The following is a 15,287-nucleotide window of genomic DNA, read 5'->3' as shown; positions in this document are numbered from 1 at the left end:
CAGCCGGCCGCGGCGCCCTCGGGCGTCGCGGCCGACTGTTTGCGCCGTATCGTGGAGTACGGCCGCAACCGTTCCCCTTCGTACGCAGAGAGGCGCCCAGCGATGGTGCAGATCAAGACCCCCGAGCAGATCGCGAAGATGCGCGAGGCGGGCCTGGTGGTCGCTGCCATTCACGCCGCCACCCGCGAGGCGGCCGTTCCCGGCGCCACCACGAAGGACCTCGACGAGGTCGCGCGCAAGGTGATCGCCGACCACGGAGCGAAGTCGAACTTCCTCGGCTACGGCGGGTTCCCCGCGACCATCTGCACCTCGGTCAACGACGTCGTGGTGCACGGCATCCCGGACGAGAAGACCGTCCTCAAGGACGGCGACATCATCTCGATCGACGCGGGCGCGATCATCGACGGCTGGCACGGCGACGCCGCGTACACCGCCTTCGTGGGCACCGGTCACGCTCCGGAGCTCGTCGAGCTCTCCCGGGTGACCGAGGAGTCCATGTGGGCCGGTATCGCGGCGATGAAGGTGAACAACCGGCTCGTCGACATCTCGAAGGCCATCGAGTCCTACATCCGCCGCCAGCCCCGCCCGGCGACCGGCAAGTACGGGATCATCGAGGACTACGGCGGCCACGGCATCGGCACCGAGATGCACATGGACCCGCACCTGCTGAACTACGTCTCGCGCAAGCGCGGCAAGGGCATCAAGCTCGTCCCGGGCGTGTGCCTGGCCATCGAGCCGATGGTGTCGCTGGGCACCGCGCAGACGAAGGTCCTCGCGGACGAGTGGACGGTGCTCACCACCGACGGCAGCTGGTCCTCGCACTGGGAGCACTCGATCGCCCTCACCGAGCAGGGACCCCTGGTCCTGACCGCCCCGGACTGCGGCCGGGCGAGGCTCGCCCCGTACGGCATCGAGGTGGCACCGGACCCGCTGGGCTGACGCCCGCGAGACTGTCCGGCTGATCCGTGTCTAAGGATCAGGGTGAGTGGGCAAACTTGACGGATTCGTCTTTTGGGGTCCGCTGACGTAGACTGACTCGTCGGCTCTCGTGCATCCCTGTGTCTACATGCGATGACGTGAGTCGATCAAGGTAGCCGATTCGAAAGGCGAAGCGTGGCCAAGAAGCAAGGTGCCATCGAAATTGAGGGCACCGTGATCGAGTCCCTCCCGAACGCCATGTTCAAGGTGGAACTCCAGAACGGTCACAAAGTCCTCGCGCACATCAGCGGCAAGATGCGGATGCACTACATCCGTATTCTCCCGGATGACCGGGTCGTCGTGGAGCTCTCCCCGTACGACCTGACGCGTGGCCGGATCGTCTACCGCTACAAGTAGATCTTGCCGCCATCCCGCTTCGGCGTGGTGAGGGCACTGACCCGGAGAACCTGACATCCCATGAAGGTCAAGCCGAGCGTCAAGAAGATCTGCGACAAGTGCAAGGTGATCCGCCGTCACGGCCGGGTCATGGTCATCTGCGACAACCTGCGCCACAAGCAGCGCCAGGGCTGACGCACGACCACCTGCATCTCGCAGTTCTTCGCGCGACGCACGTAAACGTACATACGCAGTGCCCGTCCAAGCTTCGGCTGACGACACCTCCGGCGGGGGCCGGGGACCCGGGCGTACCACCTCTTCCCATGCGGGCGGGGTCGGCGTTCGGGAGTGGCACTGCGGAAGACCCCCGAAATAACAACTGGAGCCATTGAATGGCACGCGTTTCAGGTGTTGACATCCCGCGCGAAAAGCGCGTGGAGGTTGCCCTCACCTACGTCTTCGGTATCGGGCGCACCCGGTCCAAGGAGATCCTCGCCGCCGCCGGCGTGAACCCCAACACCCGCGTTCGTGACCTGGCCGAAGAGGACCTGGTCAAGATCCGCGAGTACGTGGACGCCAACCTCCGCACCGAGGGTGACCTTCGCCGCGAGATCCAGGGCGACATCCGCCGCAAGATCGAGATCGGCTGCTACCAGGGCATCCGCCACCGTCGTGGCCTGCCCGTCCACGGCCAGCGCACCAGCACCAACGCGCGTACCCGTAAGGGCCCGCGTCGCGCCATCGCCGGTAAGAAGAAGCCGGGCAAGAAGTAGTCCTCAGCGGACGTACTGCGGGTGTCCGGGCCACCGGACGTTCGCGGAAACCAGCGGTCTTCGCTGTAGGACCGATCACCTCCCCTCTCCATCTGGAGTCAAGACATGCCCCCCAAGGGTCGTCAGGGCGCAGCCAAGAAGGTGCGTCGCAAGGAAAAGAAGAACGTCGCTCACGGCCACGCGCACATCAAGAGCACGTTCAACAACACCATCGTCTCGATCACGGACCCCTCGGGCAACGTGATCTCCTGGGCCTCCGCCGGCCACGTCGGCTTCAAGGGCTCGCGCAAGTCCACCCCCTTCGCCGCGCAGATGGCCGCCGAGTCGGCCGCCCGCCGCGCGCAGGAGCACGGCATGCGCAAGGTCGACGTCTTCGTCAAGGGTCCCGGCTCCGGCCGTGAGACCGCGATCCGCTCCCTCCAGGCCACGGGCCTCGAGGTCGGTTCGATCCAGGACGTCACCCCGACGCCGCACAACGGCTGCCGTCCGCCGAAGCGTCGCCGCGTCTGATCCGCAACGGCCGGTGACGGCCGTGCGGCAGTAGCGTGGGTCCGGGCGGTATGTCCCTTCGGGGGCGTGCCGCCCGTACCCTTGTTTCATCTGTCGGGCATCAAATAGTGGGTGCCCACGACTGAAGGATCACCACATGCTTATCGCTCAGCGTCCGTCGCTGACCGAAGAGGTCGTCGACGAGTTCCGCTCCCGGTTCGTGATCGAGCCGCTGGAGCCGGGCTTCGGTTACACCCTCGGCAACTCCCTGCGCCGCACGCTCCTCTCCTCGATCCCCGGTGCCGCTGTCACCAGCATCCGGATCGACGGTGTCCTGCACGAGTTCACCACCGTGCCGGGCGTCAAGGAGGACGTGACCGACCTCATCCTCAACATCAAGCAGCTGGTCGTCTCCTCGGAGCACGACGAGCCGGTCGTGATGTACCTACGCAAGCAGGGTCCCGGCCTGGTCACCGCTGCTGACATCGCCCCGCCGGCCGGTGTCGAGGTCCACAACCCGGACCTGGTCCTGGCCACGCTGAACGGCAAGGGCAAGCTGGAGATGGAGCTGACCGTCGAGCGCGGTCGCGGCTACGTCTCCGCCGTCCAGAACAAGCAGGTGGGCCAGGAGATCGGCCGGATTCCGGTCGACTCCATCTACTCCCCGGTGCTCAAGGTCACGTACAAGGTCGAGGCGACCCGTGTCGAGCAGCGCACCGACTTCGACAAGCTGATCGTCGACGTCGAGACCAAGCAGGCCATGCGTCCCCGTGACGCCATGGCGTCGGCCGGTAAGACCCTGGTCGAGCTGTTCGGTCTGGCGCGCGAGCTCAACATCGACGCCGAGGGCATCGACATGGGCCCGTCCCCGACGGACGCCGCGCTCGCCGCCGATCTGGCGCTGCCGATCGAGGAGCTCGAGCTCACGGTCCGTTCGTACAACTGCCTCAAGCGCGAGGGCATCCACTCCGTGGGTGAGCTCGTGGCCCGCTCCGAGGCGGACCTGCTCGACATCCGCAACTTCGGTGCGAAGTCGATCGACGAGGTCAAGGCGAAGCTGGCCGGTATGGGCCTGGCGCTGAAGGACTCGCCTCCCGGCTTCGACCCGACCGCCGCCGCCGACGCCTTCGGCGCCGACGACGACGCGGACGCCGGTTTCGTGGAGACCGAGCAGTACTGATCCGCTTCCCGGCCAGGGGCGCCCGCTGACGCGGAGCCCCTGGGCCGGTCGCGGACCGTTCAAGACTTCCGCGGGGCGGCCGCCTCGCGGGAACTGACACCGGTACCTGATACGGCCGGTGCAGCACACAAGGAGAAAAACCATGCCTCAGCCCGCCAAGGGTGCCCGTCTGGGCGGCAGCGCTGCGCACGAGAAGCTTCTTCTCATCAACCTCGCGAAGTCGCTGTTCGAGCACGGCCGCATCACCACGACCGAGGCCAAGGCCCGCCGCCTGCGTCCGGTCGCCGAGCGTTTCATCACCAAGGCCAAGAAGGGCGACATCCACAACCGTCGCCTGGTGCTGCAGTCGATCACGGACAAGAGCATCGTGCACACGCTCTTCACCGAGATCGCCCCGCGGTACGAGAACCGCCCCGGTGGTTACACCCGCATCACCAAGATCGGCAACCGTCGTGGCGACAACGCCCCGATGGCCGTCATCGAGCTGGTCGAGGCGCTGACCGTGGCCCAGCAGGCCACCGGTGAGGCCGAGGCCGCCACCAAGCGCGCCGTCAAGGAAGACGCCCTCAAGAAGGACGAGGCTCCGGCCGAGACCGTCGAGGACGCCAAGCCGGCCGACGCCGCCGCCGAGGAGTCCAAGGACGCCTGAGCGTTCTGAGACCCAGGTACGGGCCCGCATCTCCCTTCGGGGCGGTGCGGGCCCGTCCGGTTTTGAGAGGATCTTCGGGTGAGTGACGAGGCAGAGCCCGGATTCGTACGGGTACGGCTGGACCTTTCCTATGACGGCAAGGATTTCTCCGGCTGGGCGAAGCAGACCAGCAGGCGCACCGTGCAGGGCGAGATCGAGGACGCGCTGCGGACCGTGACGCGGTCGTCGGTGACCTACGACCTGACGGTCGCCGGGCGGACCGACGCGGGGGTGCACGCGCGCGGGCAGGTGGCGCACGTCGACCTGCCGGCGGAGGTGTGGGCCGAGCACGAGGAGAAGCTGCTGCGGCGGATGGCGGGGCGCCTGCCGCTGGACGTGCGGATCTGGCGGGCCGCCGAGGCCCCGGCAGGGTTCAACGCGCGCTTCTCGGCGCTGTGGCGGCGTTACGCGTACCGGGTGGGGGACCGGCCGGGCGGTGTGGACCCGCTGACCCGGGGCCATGTGCTGTGGCACGACCGTCCGCTCGATCTGGACGCGATGAACGAGGCGGCCGCCCTGATGACGGGGGAGCACGACTTCGCGGCGTACTGCAAGAAGCGTGAGGGTGCCACGACCATCCGCACGCTGCAGAGGCTGCACTGGGTGCGGGACGCGGAGTCGGGTGTACTGACGGCGACCGTGCAGGCCGACGCGTTCTGCCACAACATGGTGCGGGCGCTGATCGGCGCGGCCCTGTTCGTCGGGGACGGGCGCCGCCCGGCCGGGTGGCCGGCCGAGGTGCTGGCGGCGAAGGTGCGGGACCCTGCGGTGCACGTGGTGCGGCCGCACGGACTGACCCTGGAGGAAGTGGCCTACCCGGCCGACGGCCTGCTGGCCGCGCGTGCCCAGGAGGCGCGGAACGTCAGGACGCTGCCGGGGGCGGGCTGCTGCTGACCGGGCGGCGGCGCAGGGCGCGGACCAGCTTCGCCGCGAAGTACAGGGACAGGACGCTGGACACGGTGGAGCGGAACCAGCCGATGTCCGGGGTCCACCACGCGTAGACCGCCGCCGCGGTGAAGAACAGCAGGGCGGCGGTCCGCAGCACCCACCAGCGCACCGGGTGCGGTTCGTCCTGGGGCGGGGTCTCCGGGTGGACGCCGTCCTTCGTGGTCATGGTGTCCCGCATGCCCGCGAGGAAGCCCCGCCTGGCCAGCACCCGGGCGCCGGGCAGTTCCGCGAGGATCTCCTGCTCGCCGCCGTAGCCGGAGGGCAGCGGGGGGAGGCCCAGGGCGGCGACGAGTTCGCGCTGGTGACGGGCGGGGTCGCCGGTGGCCCGCAGGATGTGGGCCACCGGGCGCGGGTCGGACAGCCCGTAGGAGCGGGCGAGCGCGGCGGCCGTCCTCGTCGCCTCCGCGTGGTCGGTCGCGGGGGCCGCGGTCTCCCAGGCGTGGTCCGTCACCTTCCTGCCCCGGTGCACGAGCGTGAAGCTGCTGCGTTCCGGGGTGCGGTGCAGGACCAGCGCCGGCCAGTCCTCGGCGGTGGTGAAGTTGTCGGCCGCCGAGGTGAGCGGATCCTCGGGGAGCAGGGCCGCGCGCTTGCCCCGCACCGGGTCCGGGACGATCTCGACGTACGTGTGGTGGCTGCCGGCCGGTGCCGTCCGCAGGCTGTGCCCGCAGATCAGGGCGGCCTGGGCCACCTCGGTGGGGCCGGTGGAGGCGATGGCCAGCGACCGCGGCGCCAGTTCGCGCTCCCAGTCGGGTGTCCCGGAGGCCGGGGGGCCGGGGGAGGCGCGGAAGAAGGGGATCTTCATCGCCAGCTCTACGCGGGTGTCGGAGCGGGCCTCCAGGAACTCCTCACGGGCCTCGCCGAAGTAGGTCCACGGGAAGGTGGTGGCGTGCACCCCGATGCTGCGGAAGGCGTCGAGGGCCTCCTCGTAGCGGTTCAGCGACCACAGGACGAGGGCCAGGTGGTTGCGGAAGCCGGCGGCCTCCCGGTCCCCCGGGGCGTAGCTGTCCGACAACGCCTGCGCGCGGGTCACCGCCGCCTCGGTGCGCGCGGTGTACGGGCCGGGGCCGGACGTCTCCTCGTCGGCGATCAGGTACTCCACGACGGCCTGGAGCGGCAGCGCGTGGAGCCGGGAGCCGGGAGGGGCCTGCTCGGCCGCGCGCTCGGCGAACGCGAACATCTCCTCGTGGGAGCCGTACCACTTGGCGCAGAGGTACTGGAGAGCCTGTACGTGACAGCCCTCGTGGTGCGGGTCGCGTGCGTTCGCCTCGGACAGGTAGCCGTCGAAGACCTCGCGCGGTGCCTGGATGCCCCTGGCCTGGGTCAGTGCGATGCGCCACGGGACCGGATCGTCGGGGTTGAGCTCGGCGGCGGTGGAGATCACCGGCACCGAGTCCCGCAGCACCGCGTGGAACGCCCGGAACTGATCGGCCTCGACGTGCCTGGCGCGGGCACCGGTCCGTATCTGCCAGGCCTGGCAGACGTACTGGTCGGCCTTGACCAGGACGGCGTCGGGGTCCTCCGGGGACTCCTCCAGCCAGCTCTCCAGCCAGCCCGGGTGATGCAGCGAGGCCCGTGCGAGGCGGGAGACGCAGGTGTCCCTGCGTTCCCACTGGGCGTGCTCCCTGGTGCCCGCGAGCAGCTCGGCGGCCGGGGTGTGGTCCCCCGAGGAGGCGGCGGCGAGAGCGGCCCGCAGCGAGGGGTCGGGGGCGTCGAGGACCACGGCGTCGTCCGGGGGCAGGTCGGCGCCTACGGCGTCGCTGTGGCGCAGGACGCGCGGGATGGTGAAGAGCGTGGTCAGACGCACGGCGGCGGGTCCTCGGTCGAGGGGAGGGGACGGGGCTGGTGCGTGGGGGGAGGCGCGGGGACGGTCAGGTGACCGGTGCCCCGGCGGCGGCCGAGGCCTGGACCTCGCCGCGGTGCCGGATCTGGCGGAAGGCGAAGTCGGTCAGGTCGTCGCCGACCGCGTACACGGCCTTGTCCGCCGTGGTCACGTTCTTCCCGCTGATGTGGCCGCCGACGGTGAAGTAGGCGTAACGACCGTAGGAGTTGGCGGTGCGCCGGCAGACCGCTCCGCCGCGGCAGAAGGTGGGGACCCCCGAGCCGCTGAGGGAGGCGATGCCGCCGGACGCCTGCTGGGCGGCCTTCTTCGCCTGGGCCTCGGTACCGAAGACGGCGAGTCCGACGGTGACCGCGATGCCGTCCTTGCTGTACGTGGCGCGGATCACCTGGTCGCAGCCGTTGTTTTCGAGGATCGGGCCGAGGGCGCCCTGGGTCACCGTCGCGCAGCCCGTCGTACGCGTCGTCGCGCCCTTGGCGTAGACGCGGTCGCCCATGGTCAGTTTCCTGCCGGGGAAGAAGGCGTCCACGGTGACCGGCGACGTGTCCTTCTTCTCGTCGGCTATGTAGTCCTTCGGGTCCGGCGGGGGCGGCGGTGCGACCGAGGAGAAGGAGGGACCCGGCGCGGACTCCGAGGGCAGGTCGGCGGGGGCCGGCAGCTCGCTCGCGTTCTTCTGCGGGCCCGAGGCGCCGCCGCCGCCGTCCGTGGTGATCACGGCGGTGGCCACGATCGCGGCGACCGCGGCGGTGGCCAGGGCGCCCCCGCCGATGAAGAGCCACTTCCTGCGCCTGCCGCGTGCAGCGGAGGCCTCCGCCAGTGCCGCCCAGTCCGGAGTCCGGCTGTCTCCCGGCCCCCAGGAGGGCCCCCCTTGCCCAAAGCTCATGCGGCGAATCCTAGACCGAGCGTAATCCGGTTGGGCCAACGGTTCGGCTGCCGTGACAATGCTGTGCATGGGACATCTCGAAGCGGGCCACCTGGAGTACTACCTACCGGACGGACGGGTGCTGCTCGGCGACGCTTCGTTCCGGGTGGCCGACGGTGCCGTCGTCGCCCTCGTCGGGGCGAACGGCGCGGGCAAGACGACACTGCTGAGGCTCCTCGCCGGGGAGATCCAGCCGCACGGCGGCTCGGTCTCGGTGAGCGGCGGCCTGGGCGTGATGGCCCAGTTCGTGGGCTCGGTGCGGGACGAGCGGACCGTCCGCGACCTGCTGGTGTCCGTGGCCCAGCCCCGGATCAGGGAGGCGGCGAAGGCCGTCGACGCGGCCGAGGAGCGCATTCTCACCGTCGATGACGAGGCCGCGCAGATGGCGTACGCGCAGGCGCTGAGCGACTGGGCCGAGGCACGCGGCTACGAGGCCGAGACGCTGTGGGACATCTGCACCATGGCCGCACTCGGCGTGCCGTACGAGAAGGCGCAGTGGCGCGAGGTGCGCACGCTCAGCGGGGGTGAGCAGAAGCGGCTGGTGCTGGAGGCGCTGCTCCGCGGGCCCGACGAGGTGCTGCTCCTGGACGAGCCGGACAACTATCTGGACGTCCCCGGCAAGCGGTGGCTGGAGGAGAAGCTCAAGGAGACCCGCAAGACGGTGCTCTTCGTCTCCCACGACCGGGAACTGCTCTCTCGGGCCGCCGAGAAGATCGTGAGCGTGGAGCCCAGCCCGGCCGGCTCGGACGTCTGGGTGCACGGCGGTGGGTTCGGCACGTACCACCAGGCCCGCAAGGAACGCTTCGCGCGCTTCGAGGAACTCCTGCGGCGCTGGGAGGAGGAGCACGCCCGGCTGAAGGCCCTCGTCCTGCGGATGCGGCAGCAGGCGGCGAACAGCCCCGACATGGCGAACCGCTACCACGCGATGCAGACCCGCTTCAAGAAGTTCGAGGAGGCCGGCCCGCCGCCGGAGCCGCCCCGCGAGCAGGACATCAGGATGCGCCTGCGCGGCGGGCGGACCGGGGTGCGGGCGGTGACGTGCACGGGCCTGGAGCTGACCGGGCTGATGAAGCCCTTCGACCTGGAGATCTACTACGGGGAGCGGGTCGCCGTGCTCGGCTCCAACGGGTCGGGCAAGTCGCACTTCCTGCGGCTGCTGGCGGGCGAGCTGGTGGAGCACACCGGCGAGTGGAAGCTCGGGGCGCGTGTCGTGGCCGGTCACTTCGCCCAGACGCACGCCCACCCGGAGCTGCTCGGGAAGACGCTCGTCGAGATCCTGTGGACGGAGCACGCCAAGGACCGCGGCGGCGCGATGTCGGTGCTGCGGCGCTACGAGCTGGAGCGCCAGGGGGACCAGGCCTTCGAGAGGCTGTCCGGCGGGCAGCAGGCGCGCTTCCAGATCCTGCTCCTGGAGCTGGCCGGCACGACCGCGCTGCTGCTGGACGAGCCGACCGACAACCTGGACCTGGAGTCCGCCGAGGCCCTTCAGGACGGGCTCGAGGTGTACGACGGGACGGTCATGGCCGTCACCCACGACCGCTGGTTCGCGAAGTCCTTCGACCGTTACCTGGTCTTCGGCTCCGACGGCGTGGTCCGGGAGACCGCGGAGCCGGTCTGGGACGAGCGCAGGGTCGAGCGGAAGCGGTAGGACCGGCGCGTTTTGACCCGTCCCGGGCGGGGCGGGTACTGTCGGACGTTGTTATGCGCACGGGCTCGTTCGTTCTCACGCGAAGAGCCCCTGCGTAGGTTCTCTGGAGCAGTTACCAGTGGCTCGCATACGGGCAACGTCCCCGGCATTGTGTGCCCCAGCTGCATGATCGCTTCAGGGGTGCCATGTGTCTGGACCTCATCCACTGAAGAAGCGAAGGCTACGAAGTGCGTACGTACAGCCCCAAGCCCGGCGATGTCACTCGCCAGTGGCACATCATCGACGCTGAGGACATCGTCCTCGGCCGTCTGGCGACCACGGCCGCGAACCTCCTCCGCGGCAAGCACAAGGCGATCTACGCCCCCCACATGGACATGGGCGACTTCGTCATCATCATCAACGCCGAGAAGGTCCACCTCTCCGGCAACAAGAAGACCCAGAAGATGGCGTACCGCCACTCGGGCTTCCCGGGCGGTCTCCGTTCGGTGCGCTACGACGAGCTGCTCTCCAAGAACCCGGAGAAGGCTGTCGAGAAGGCCATCAAGGGCATGATCCCCAAGAACACCCTGGGTCGCCAGATGATCTCGAAGCTGAAGGTCTACGCGGGCGACCAGCACCCGCACGCTGCGCAGCAGCCGGTCCCGTACGAGATCACCCAGGTCGCGCAGTAGTTCCGGCCTCCCCCCTAAGACGTAAAGAAAGATCTGAGGAGAATCGTGGCCGAGACCACTGTTGAGACGCCCGTCGAGGGCACCGAGGGCGAAGAGACCTTCGCCGAGGTGACCACCTTCGAGTCCGAGGTCCCCGTCGAGGGCGAGTACACCAGCGAGTCCCTCGCGGGCCGCTTCGGTGACCCGCAGCCCGCCGCCGGCCTGGGCCGTCGCAAGAACGCCATCGCCCGTGTCCGGATCGTCCCGGGCACCGGCAAGTGGAAGATCAACGGTCGCACCCTTGAGGACTACTTCCCCAACAAGGTGCACCAGCAGGAAGTCAACGAGCCCTTCAAGGTGCTCGAGCTCGACGGCCGCTACGACGTCATCGCCCGCATCTCGGGTGGCGGCGTCTCCGGTCAGGCCGGTGCCCTGCGCCTCGGCGTGGCCCGTGCGCTGAACGAGGCGGACGTGGACAACAACCGCGCCACGCTGAAGAAGGCCGGCTTCCTCTCCCGCGACGACCGTGCGGTCGAGCGCAAGAAGGCCGGTCTCAAGAAGGCCCGTAAGGCCCCGCAGTACAGCAAGCGCTAAATCGCCTGCTCCACTGCTTTACACGTTCGCCCCGGCGGCACCCATCGTGCCGCTGGGGCGTTCGTTTATCAGCCCTCGCGGGCGTATAACGGCTTAAGACGTTTACATGCTGATCGGGCCGGCAGCCGCAGGCGCGCCCTTCTTTGCTGTGCCTTGCCTGGCTATGCCCTGTTTTGTTTACTTTGGTTTTGCGGTTTCGGAGCACCTTCGGAGGACACCAGTGGGACGACTCTTCGGTACGGACGGCGTACGCGGTGTCGCCAACGCGGACCTGACAGCCGAGCTCGCGCTCGGCCTCTCGGTCGCGGCGGCACACGTACTGGCCGAGGCGGGCACCTTCGAGGGGCACCGGCCGACCGCCGTGGTGGGCCGTGACCCGCGCGCGTCCGGAGAGTTCCTGGAGGCCGCCGTCGTGGCGGGCCTGGCCAGCGCCGGCGTGGACGTGCTGCGCGTCGGCGTGCTGCCCACTCCGGCCGTCGCGTACCTCACCGGCTCGCTCGGCGCCGACATCGGTGTCATGCTCTCCGCCAGTCACAACGCCATGCCGGACAACGGCATCAAGTTCTTCGCCCGCGGTGGGCACAAGCTCGCCGACGAGCTGGAGGACCGGATCGAGTCGGTCTACGAGCAGCACCGCACCGGTGAGCCCTGGGAGCGCCCGACCGGCTCCGGCGTGGGGCGCGTCACCGACTACACCGAGGGCTTCGACCGCTACGTCGCGCATCTCATCGCGGTCCTGCCCAACCGGCTCGACGGGCTGAAGGTCGTTCTCGACGAGGCGCACGGCGCCGCCGCCCGTGTCTCGCCCGAGGCGTTCGCCCGGGCCGGGGCCGAGGTCGTCACCATCGGTGCGGAGCCGGACGGCCTGAACATCAACGACGGCTGCGGGTCCACCCACCTCGACCTGCTGCGCGCCGCCGTCGTCGAGCACCGCGCCGACCTGGGCATCGCGCACGACGGGGACGCGGACCGCTGCCTGGCCGTGGACGCGAACGGCGAGGAGATCGACGGCGACCAGATCCTGGCCGTGCTCGCCGTCGCCATGCGCGAGGCCGGCCACCTGCGCAAGGACACCGTCGTCGGCACGGTCATGTCGAACCTCGGCTTCAAGGCGGCGATGGAGCGGGAGGGCATCCAGCTCGTCCAGACCGCCGTCGGCGACCGTTACGTCCTGGAGTCGATGAAGGCCGAAGGCTTCGCGCTGGGCGGCGAGCAGTCCGGCCACGTCATCGTCCTGGACCACGCCACGACGGGTGACGGCACGCTGACCGGACTGATGCTCGCGGCCAGGGTCGCCGCCACCGGACGTACGCTCGCCGACCTGGCCGGTGTCATGCAGCGCCTCCCGCAGGTCCTGGTCAACGTGCCGGACGTCGACAAGTCGCGCGTGGACACCTCGCCCGAGGTGGCCACCGCGGTGGCCCGTGCCGAGCACGAGCTGGGCGACACCGGGCGCGTGCTCCTGCGCAAGTCGGGTACCGAGCCGCTCGTGCGGGTCATGGTCGAGGCCGCCGACCTGGAGCAGGCACGCGCCGTGGCCGGGCAGCTGGCCGACGTGGTCAAGTCCGCCCTCGGCTGATCTGCCGTCAGCTCCCGTACGGGTCCGGCCTCATGGCCGGGCCCGTTCGGCGTCCTGGGGCCCGCGGCTCCGCTCCAGCTCACGGATGATGCGGGTCAGGTCGTCCGGCGCGGCGGCGAGGCGGACCGGTGTGCCCGCGTCGTCGAGCTCGGCGACGTGCCAGTCCCTGCGGACGGCGTCGCCGTCGCTGCCCCGGACGCGCCGTACGTGCGTGACGGTGAGCCGCTCCACCGGGATCCGTCTGGCCGCGAACCTGCCCGGACCGGGATGGGGGGTCACCGCGGGCGGACCGCCCCCCAGGACCACGTGGGTGCCGAAGCCGTTCGGGTTGTAGTCGGTGTGATCGAGGAAGCGGGCGGCCAGGAACCGTTCCGCCGCCCCCGGGGAGGTCTCGTCCCCAGGATCCGCCGCGTCGCCCGGTGTACGCACGCGGGTGGTGTGCCAGGCCCAGGCGAACATGCCCAGCGAGGCGGCCGTGCCCGAGGCCGCCCATACGAGGGTCACGGGGGAGCCGAGCGGGTCCGTGGGGTGCAGGTAGCACAGCGGCAGCAGCCACACGGCCGTACCGGCGAGGGCGGCCGCGAACGGCAGGGCGGAGGGGACCACCTCGTCGTCCGACAGCCGGCGGCCTCCTCTTCCGCGCAGCAGGATCCGGGCCCCGGGGTAGCCCGCGGCGAGGGCGCAGCCCGCCGCGATCACGGCCACGTCTCCGCCGCCGGTGAAGTGCTCGCGCCACTCGTGGTGCTCCCCGGTGACCTCCCGTACCTGCCCCCGCCACAGCGTCAGCTCGACGCGGTCCCCGGGGTGGAATCCCCGGGCACCCTCCTTGGAGACCCCGAGGCGCTCCAGGGGGCGGCCGTCGGCGAAGAGCAGCCAGCTGTTCCGCTTCCCCTCGCCGACCTCGGACTCCGCGATCACCGCGCTCGTGCTGCTCCGGCACTCGCCGCGCTCCGAGGAGGGCGTGCCGGCTGCGCAGGGGACGGAGGCCGCCCACGCCCGTTCCTCCGAGGTCGCCACCGGTACGAACCACGCCGCCAGGCCCGCGCCCGCCAGCAGCAGCACGCACAGGATCCACGACACGGCCGAGCCGCGTCCGGCGGTGCGGTACGTGAGGACGGGGGCATGGCTCGACTCCGGGGATCCGTGACGGCGGTGCAGCGCGCGGAGCGCGTCCAGCTTCGCGTCGAAGGCCGCGCGGTCGCCGGAGGACGCGCTGATCGGCAGGGGAAGCCGCCGGGTGCGCCCGTCGCGCAGCAGCACGCTGACACGGTGGATCTCCTGGTTACGCCCGTACTGGACGTACGTGCGCAGGTCCGCGACGTCGGACCACGGCACGTCCCGGCGGCGCAGCAGCGTCCGGGAGCGCAGACCGCGGGCGTCGGCGCTCACCCGGGCGGACGCGGCGTACAGGCAGACGAGACCCAGCACCGTGAGCAGCAGGCCCACAGCCGCCGCCGGGTCCGGGAACCCGGCCCCGTACGCCACGCGCACCGCGGCCAGGGCGGTCCCGGCCGCTCCGAGGGCGACGGAGCACCACAGGGCGCGCCTGTTCCTGGGGTTCAAGGTCAGATCCGGGGTGTCGGTCATGCCGGGATCGTGTCATCGGCGGGGCCGCTCCCGCCTGTGCCGGGTGCGGCAGTCTCCACGCCCGTGAAGCTGCCGGTTCGTCACCCCCGCGACGGGGCCGCGGTCACGCGGTCACCTGGGGACGCCCGGCGCCCGCCGGACGGCCGGCACGGTCCGGCGCCGCATGCTCCACACCACCCGCTGCACCAGCAGCGTCAGCGTCCCCGCGAGCACGATCCCGCCCAGGTTGGCCATCAGCTGGACCGACGACCCCCAGGTCTGCGGTAGATCCTGATAGCTGAACGCGACCGCGGCGTTGGCGGCCGCCGGCACCGTGGTCACCGAGATCGCCACACCGATCAGCGCACCCGACTTCGCCGAGGTCAGCGAGAGCGTCCCCGCGATGCCCGCCAGCAGCGCCACCACGAACGACATCCAGTCCGGGTGCCAGATGAAGCCGGTGTTGGGCCGTTCCGCCGTGACCATGTCCTCGGTGAACAGGCCGAGCGCGTCCAGCAGCCAGGCGAAGCCCGCCGTGAGCGCCATCGCCACCACGAAGCCGCCGACCAGCGCCCACAGCGAGCGGGCCACCAGCCGGGGAGCCCGCTGCACCAGCGCCGTCGAGATACCGGCCAGCGGGCCGAACTCCGGGCCCACCGCCATGGCGCCCACGATCAGGACCGCGTTGTCCAGCATCACCCCGCAGGCGGCGAGCATCGTCGCGAGGGCGAGGAAGGCCACATAGGTGACGCTGAACGTCGACTCCTCGTGGGTCACCTCGCTCAGCTCTTCCCAGAGCACCGCGTCCGCGCCTTCGCCGGGCGCGGCCCGTTCGGCCTCCTCGGCGTGCCGGGAGAGCGTGAGGTCCATGTTCTCGACGGTGATCGAGCCGGTGCTGTCGATGCCCAGGTCCCGCAGCGCGCCGATCAGTTCGTCGCCCGCCTCGCGCGCCACGTCGCACATGACCACGTCACCCGCGGGGTTCCGCGCGGCACCCGTGAACACCACGAGATGGGCGGTGCCCACGGTCCGCTCCACCAGCGCCACCACCTCGTCGGTGCGGTCGGCGGGCACGATGAGGCGCAGATGCAGCACGGCG

General features: G+C 70.5%; 16 protein-coding genes. 12 read left to right on the top strand and 4 right to left on the bottom strand.

Annotated elements, in window-relative coordinates; translation table 11 throughout:
• Positions 1-102 precede the first annotated feature (102 nt).
• The 8 genes from map (at position 103) to truA (ending at position 5,338) form a co-directional block, all read left to right on the top strand.
• Positions 103-939: a type I methionyl aminopeptidase gene (gene map / locus IA22_RS0115100; protein WP_014154580.1), complete on the top strand. Its 837-nt coding sequence runs from the start codon at positions 103-105 to the stop codon at positions 937-939.
• Positions 940-1,113: 174 nt separating this feature from the next.
• A complete protein-coding gene (gene infA / locus IA22_RS0115095) occupies positions 1,114-1,335 on the top strand; it encodes a translation initiation factor IF-1 (protein ID WP_003956442.1) in 222 nt (73 codons plus the stop codon).
• A gap of 60 nt (positions 1,336-1,395) precedes the next feature.
• A complete protein-coding gene (gene rpmJ, locus IA22_RS0115090; RefSeq protein ID WP_003956441.1) occupies positions 1,396-1,509 on the top strand; it encodes a 50S ribosomal protein L36 in 114 nt (37 codons plus the stop codon).
• A 197-nt stretch (positions 1,510-1,706) separates the two neighbouring features.
• Positions 1,707-2,087, top strand: coding sequence for a 30S ribosomal protein S13 (gene rpsM / locus IA22_RS0115085; RefSeq protein ID WP_014154579.1), 381 nt, complete (start codon positions 1,707-1,709; stop codon positions 2,085-2,087).
• 105 nt (positions 2,088-2,192) lie between these two features.
• Positions 2,193-2,597: a 30S ribosomal protein S11 gene (rpsK, locus tag IA22_RS0115080; RefSeq protein WP_003956432.1), complete on the top strand. Its 405-nt coding sequence runs from the start codon at positions 2,193-2,195 to the stop codon at positions 2,595-2,597.
• 136 nt (positions 2,598-2,733) lie between these two features.
• Complete coding sequence (locus tag IA22_RS0115075) at positions 2,734-3,756, top strand: DNA-directed RNA polymerase subunit alpha (RefSeq protein WP_003966937.1); 1,023 nt, start codon at positions 2,734-2,736, stop codon at positions 3,754-3,756.
• Positions 3,757-3,898: 142 nt separating this feature from the next.
• Positions 3,899-4,405 carry a 50S ribosomal protein L17 gene (rplQ, locus tag IA22_RS0115070; protein ID WP_014154578.1) on the top strand — a complete coding sequence of 169 codons (507 nt, stop codon included), beginning with the start codon at positions 3,899-3,901 and terminating at the stop codon, positions 4,403-4,405.
• Between the two features lie 78 nt (positions 4,406-4,483).
• A complete protein-coding gene (truA, locus tag IA22_RS0115065; RefSeq protein WP_014154577.1) occupies positions 4,484-5,338 on the top strand; it encodes a tRNA pseudouridine(38-40) synthase TruA in 855 nt (284 codons plus the stop codon).
• Here the strand turns inward: truA and IA22_RS0115060 are convergent.
• Together IA22_RS0115060 and IA22_RS0115055 are read right to left on the bottom strand one after the other, a co-directional pair.
• A complete protein-coding gene (locus IA22_RS0115060; protein ID WP_030123902.1) occupies positions 5,307-7,196 on the bottom strand; it encodes a hypothetical protein in 1,890 nt (629 codons plus the stop codon). The two genes, truA and IA22_RS0115060, sit on opposite strands and share 32 nt — an antisense overlap.
• Positions 7,197-7,260: 64 nt before the next feature.
• Positions 7,261-8,112 carry a hypothetical protein gene (locus IA22_RS0115055; RefSeq protein WP_030123901.1) on the bottom strand — a complete coding sequence of 284 codons (852 nt, stop codon included), beginning with the start codon at positions 8,110-8,112 and terminating at the stop codon, positions 7,261-7,263.
• Between the two features lie 67 nt (positions 8,113-8,179).
• Between IA22_RS0115055 and IA22_RS0115050 the strand changes: the two genes are divergently transcribed.
• The 4 genes from IA22_RS0115050 (at position 8,180) to glmM (ending at position 12,622) form a co-directional block, all read left to right on the top strand.
• Positions 8,180-9,799: an ABC-F family ATP-binding cassette domain-containing protein gene (locus IA22_RS0115050; RefSeq protein ID WP_030123900.1), complete on the top strand. Its 1,620-nt coding sequence runs from the start codon at positions 8,180-8,182 to the stop codon at positions 9,797-9,799.
• A 227-nt stretch (positions 9,800-10,026) separates the two neighbouring features.
• The gene (gene rplM / locus IA22_RS0115045) at positions 10,027-10,470 is read left to right on the top strand and encodes a 50S ribosomal protein L13 (RefSeq protein ID WP_014154573.1); all 444 of its coding nucleotides are present in this window, start codon (positions 10,027-10,029) and stop codon (positions 10,468-10,470) included.
• A 45-nt stretch (positions 10,471-10,515) separates the two neighbouring features.
• Complete coding sequence (rpsI, locus tag IA22_RS0115040; protein WP_014154572.1) at positions 10,516-11,043, top strand: 30S ribosomal protein S9; 528 nt, start codon at positions 10,516-10,518, stop codon at positions 11,041-11,043.
• Between the two features lie 220 nt (positions 11,044-11,263).
• On the top strand, positions 11,264-12,622 hold the full coding sequence (gene glmM / locus IA22_RS0115035; RefSeq protein ID WP_014154571.1) for a phosphoglucosamine mutase: 1,359 nt from the start codon (positions 11,264-11,266) through the stop codon (positions 12,620-12,622).
• A gap of 30 nt (positions 12,623-12,652) precedes the next feature.
• Here the strand turns inward: glmM and IA22_RS0115030 are convergent, their stop codons facing one another.
• Positions 12,653-14,209, bottom strand: coding sequence for a PH domain-containing protein (locus IA22_RS0115030; RefSeq protein ID WP_030123899.1), 1,557 nt, complete (start codon positions 14,207-14,209; stop codon positions 12,653-12,655).
• Between the two features lie 111 nt (positions 14,210-14,320).
• Positions 14,321-15,283, bottom strand: a complete 963-nt coding sequence (locus IA22_RS0115025; protein WP_015578378.1) for a DUF389 domain-containing protein — start codon at positions 15,281-15,283, stop codon at positions 14,321-14,323.
• Positions 15,284-15,287 lie beyond the last annotated feature (4 nt).

It is taken from the genome of Kitasatospora papulosa (assembly GCF_000717245.1).
Taxonomy (GTDB): domain Bacteria; phylum Actinomycetota; class Actinomycetes; order Streptomycetales; family Streptomycetaceae; genus Streptomyces; species Streptomyces papulosus.
This window is presented reverse-complemented; position numbering and strand designations above follow the sequence as displayed.

Coding starts and splice junctions, on each gene's coding strand:
- map (WP_014154580.1), top strand. CDS start 103: ATGGTGCAGATCAAGACCCCCGAGCAGATCGCGAAGATGCGCGAGGCG.
- rpmJ (WP_003956441.1), top strand. CDS start 1,396: ATGAAGGTCAAGCCGAGCGTCAAGAAGATCTGCGACAAGTGCAAGGTG.
- rpsM (WP_014154579.1), top strand. CDS start 1,707: ATGGCACGCGTTTCAGGTGTTGACATCCCGCGCGAAAAGCGCGTGGAG.
- rpsK (WP_003956432.1), top strand. CDS start 2,193: ATGCCCCCCAAGGGTCGTCAGGGCGCAGCCAAGAAGGTGCGTCGCAAG.
- IA22_RS0115075 (WP_003966937.1), top strand. CDS start 2,734: ATGCTTATCGCTCAGCGTCCGTCGCTGACCGAAGAGGTCGTCGACGAG.
- rplQ (WP_014154578.1), top strand. CDS start 3,899: ATGCCTCAGCCCGCCAAGGGTGCCCGTCTGGGCGGCAGCGCTGCGCAC.
- IA22_RS0115055 (WP_030123901.1), bottom strand. CDS start 8,112: ATGAGCTTTGGGCAAGGGGGGCCCTCCTGGGGGCCGGGAGACAGCCGG.
- IA22_RS0115050 (WP_030123900.1), top strand. CDS start 8,180: ATGGGACATCTCGAAGCGGGCCACCTGGAGTACTACCTACCGGACGGA.
- IA22_RS0115030 (WP_030123899.1), bottom strand. CDS start 14,209: ATGACCGACACCCCGGATCTGACCTTGAACCCCAGGAACAGGCGCGCC.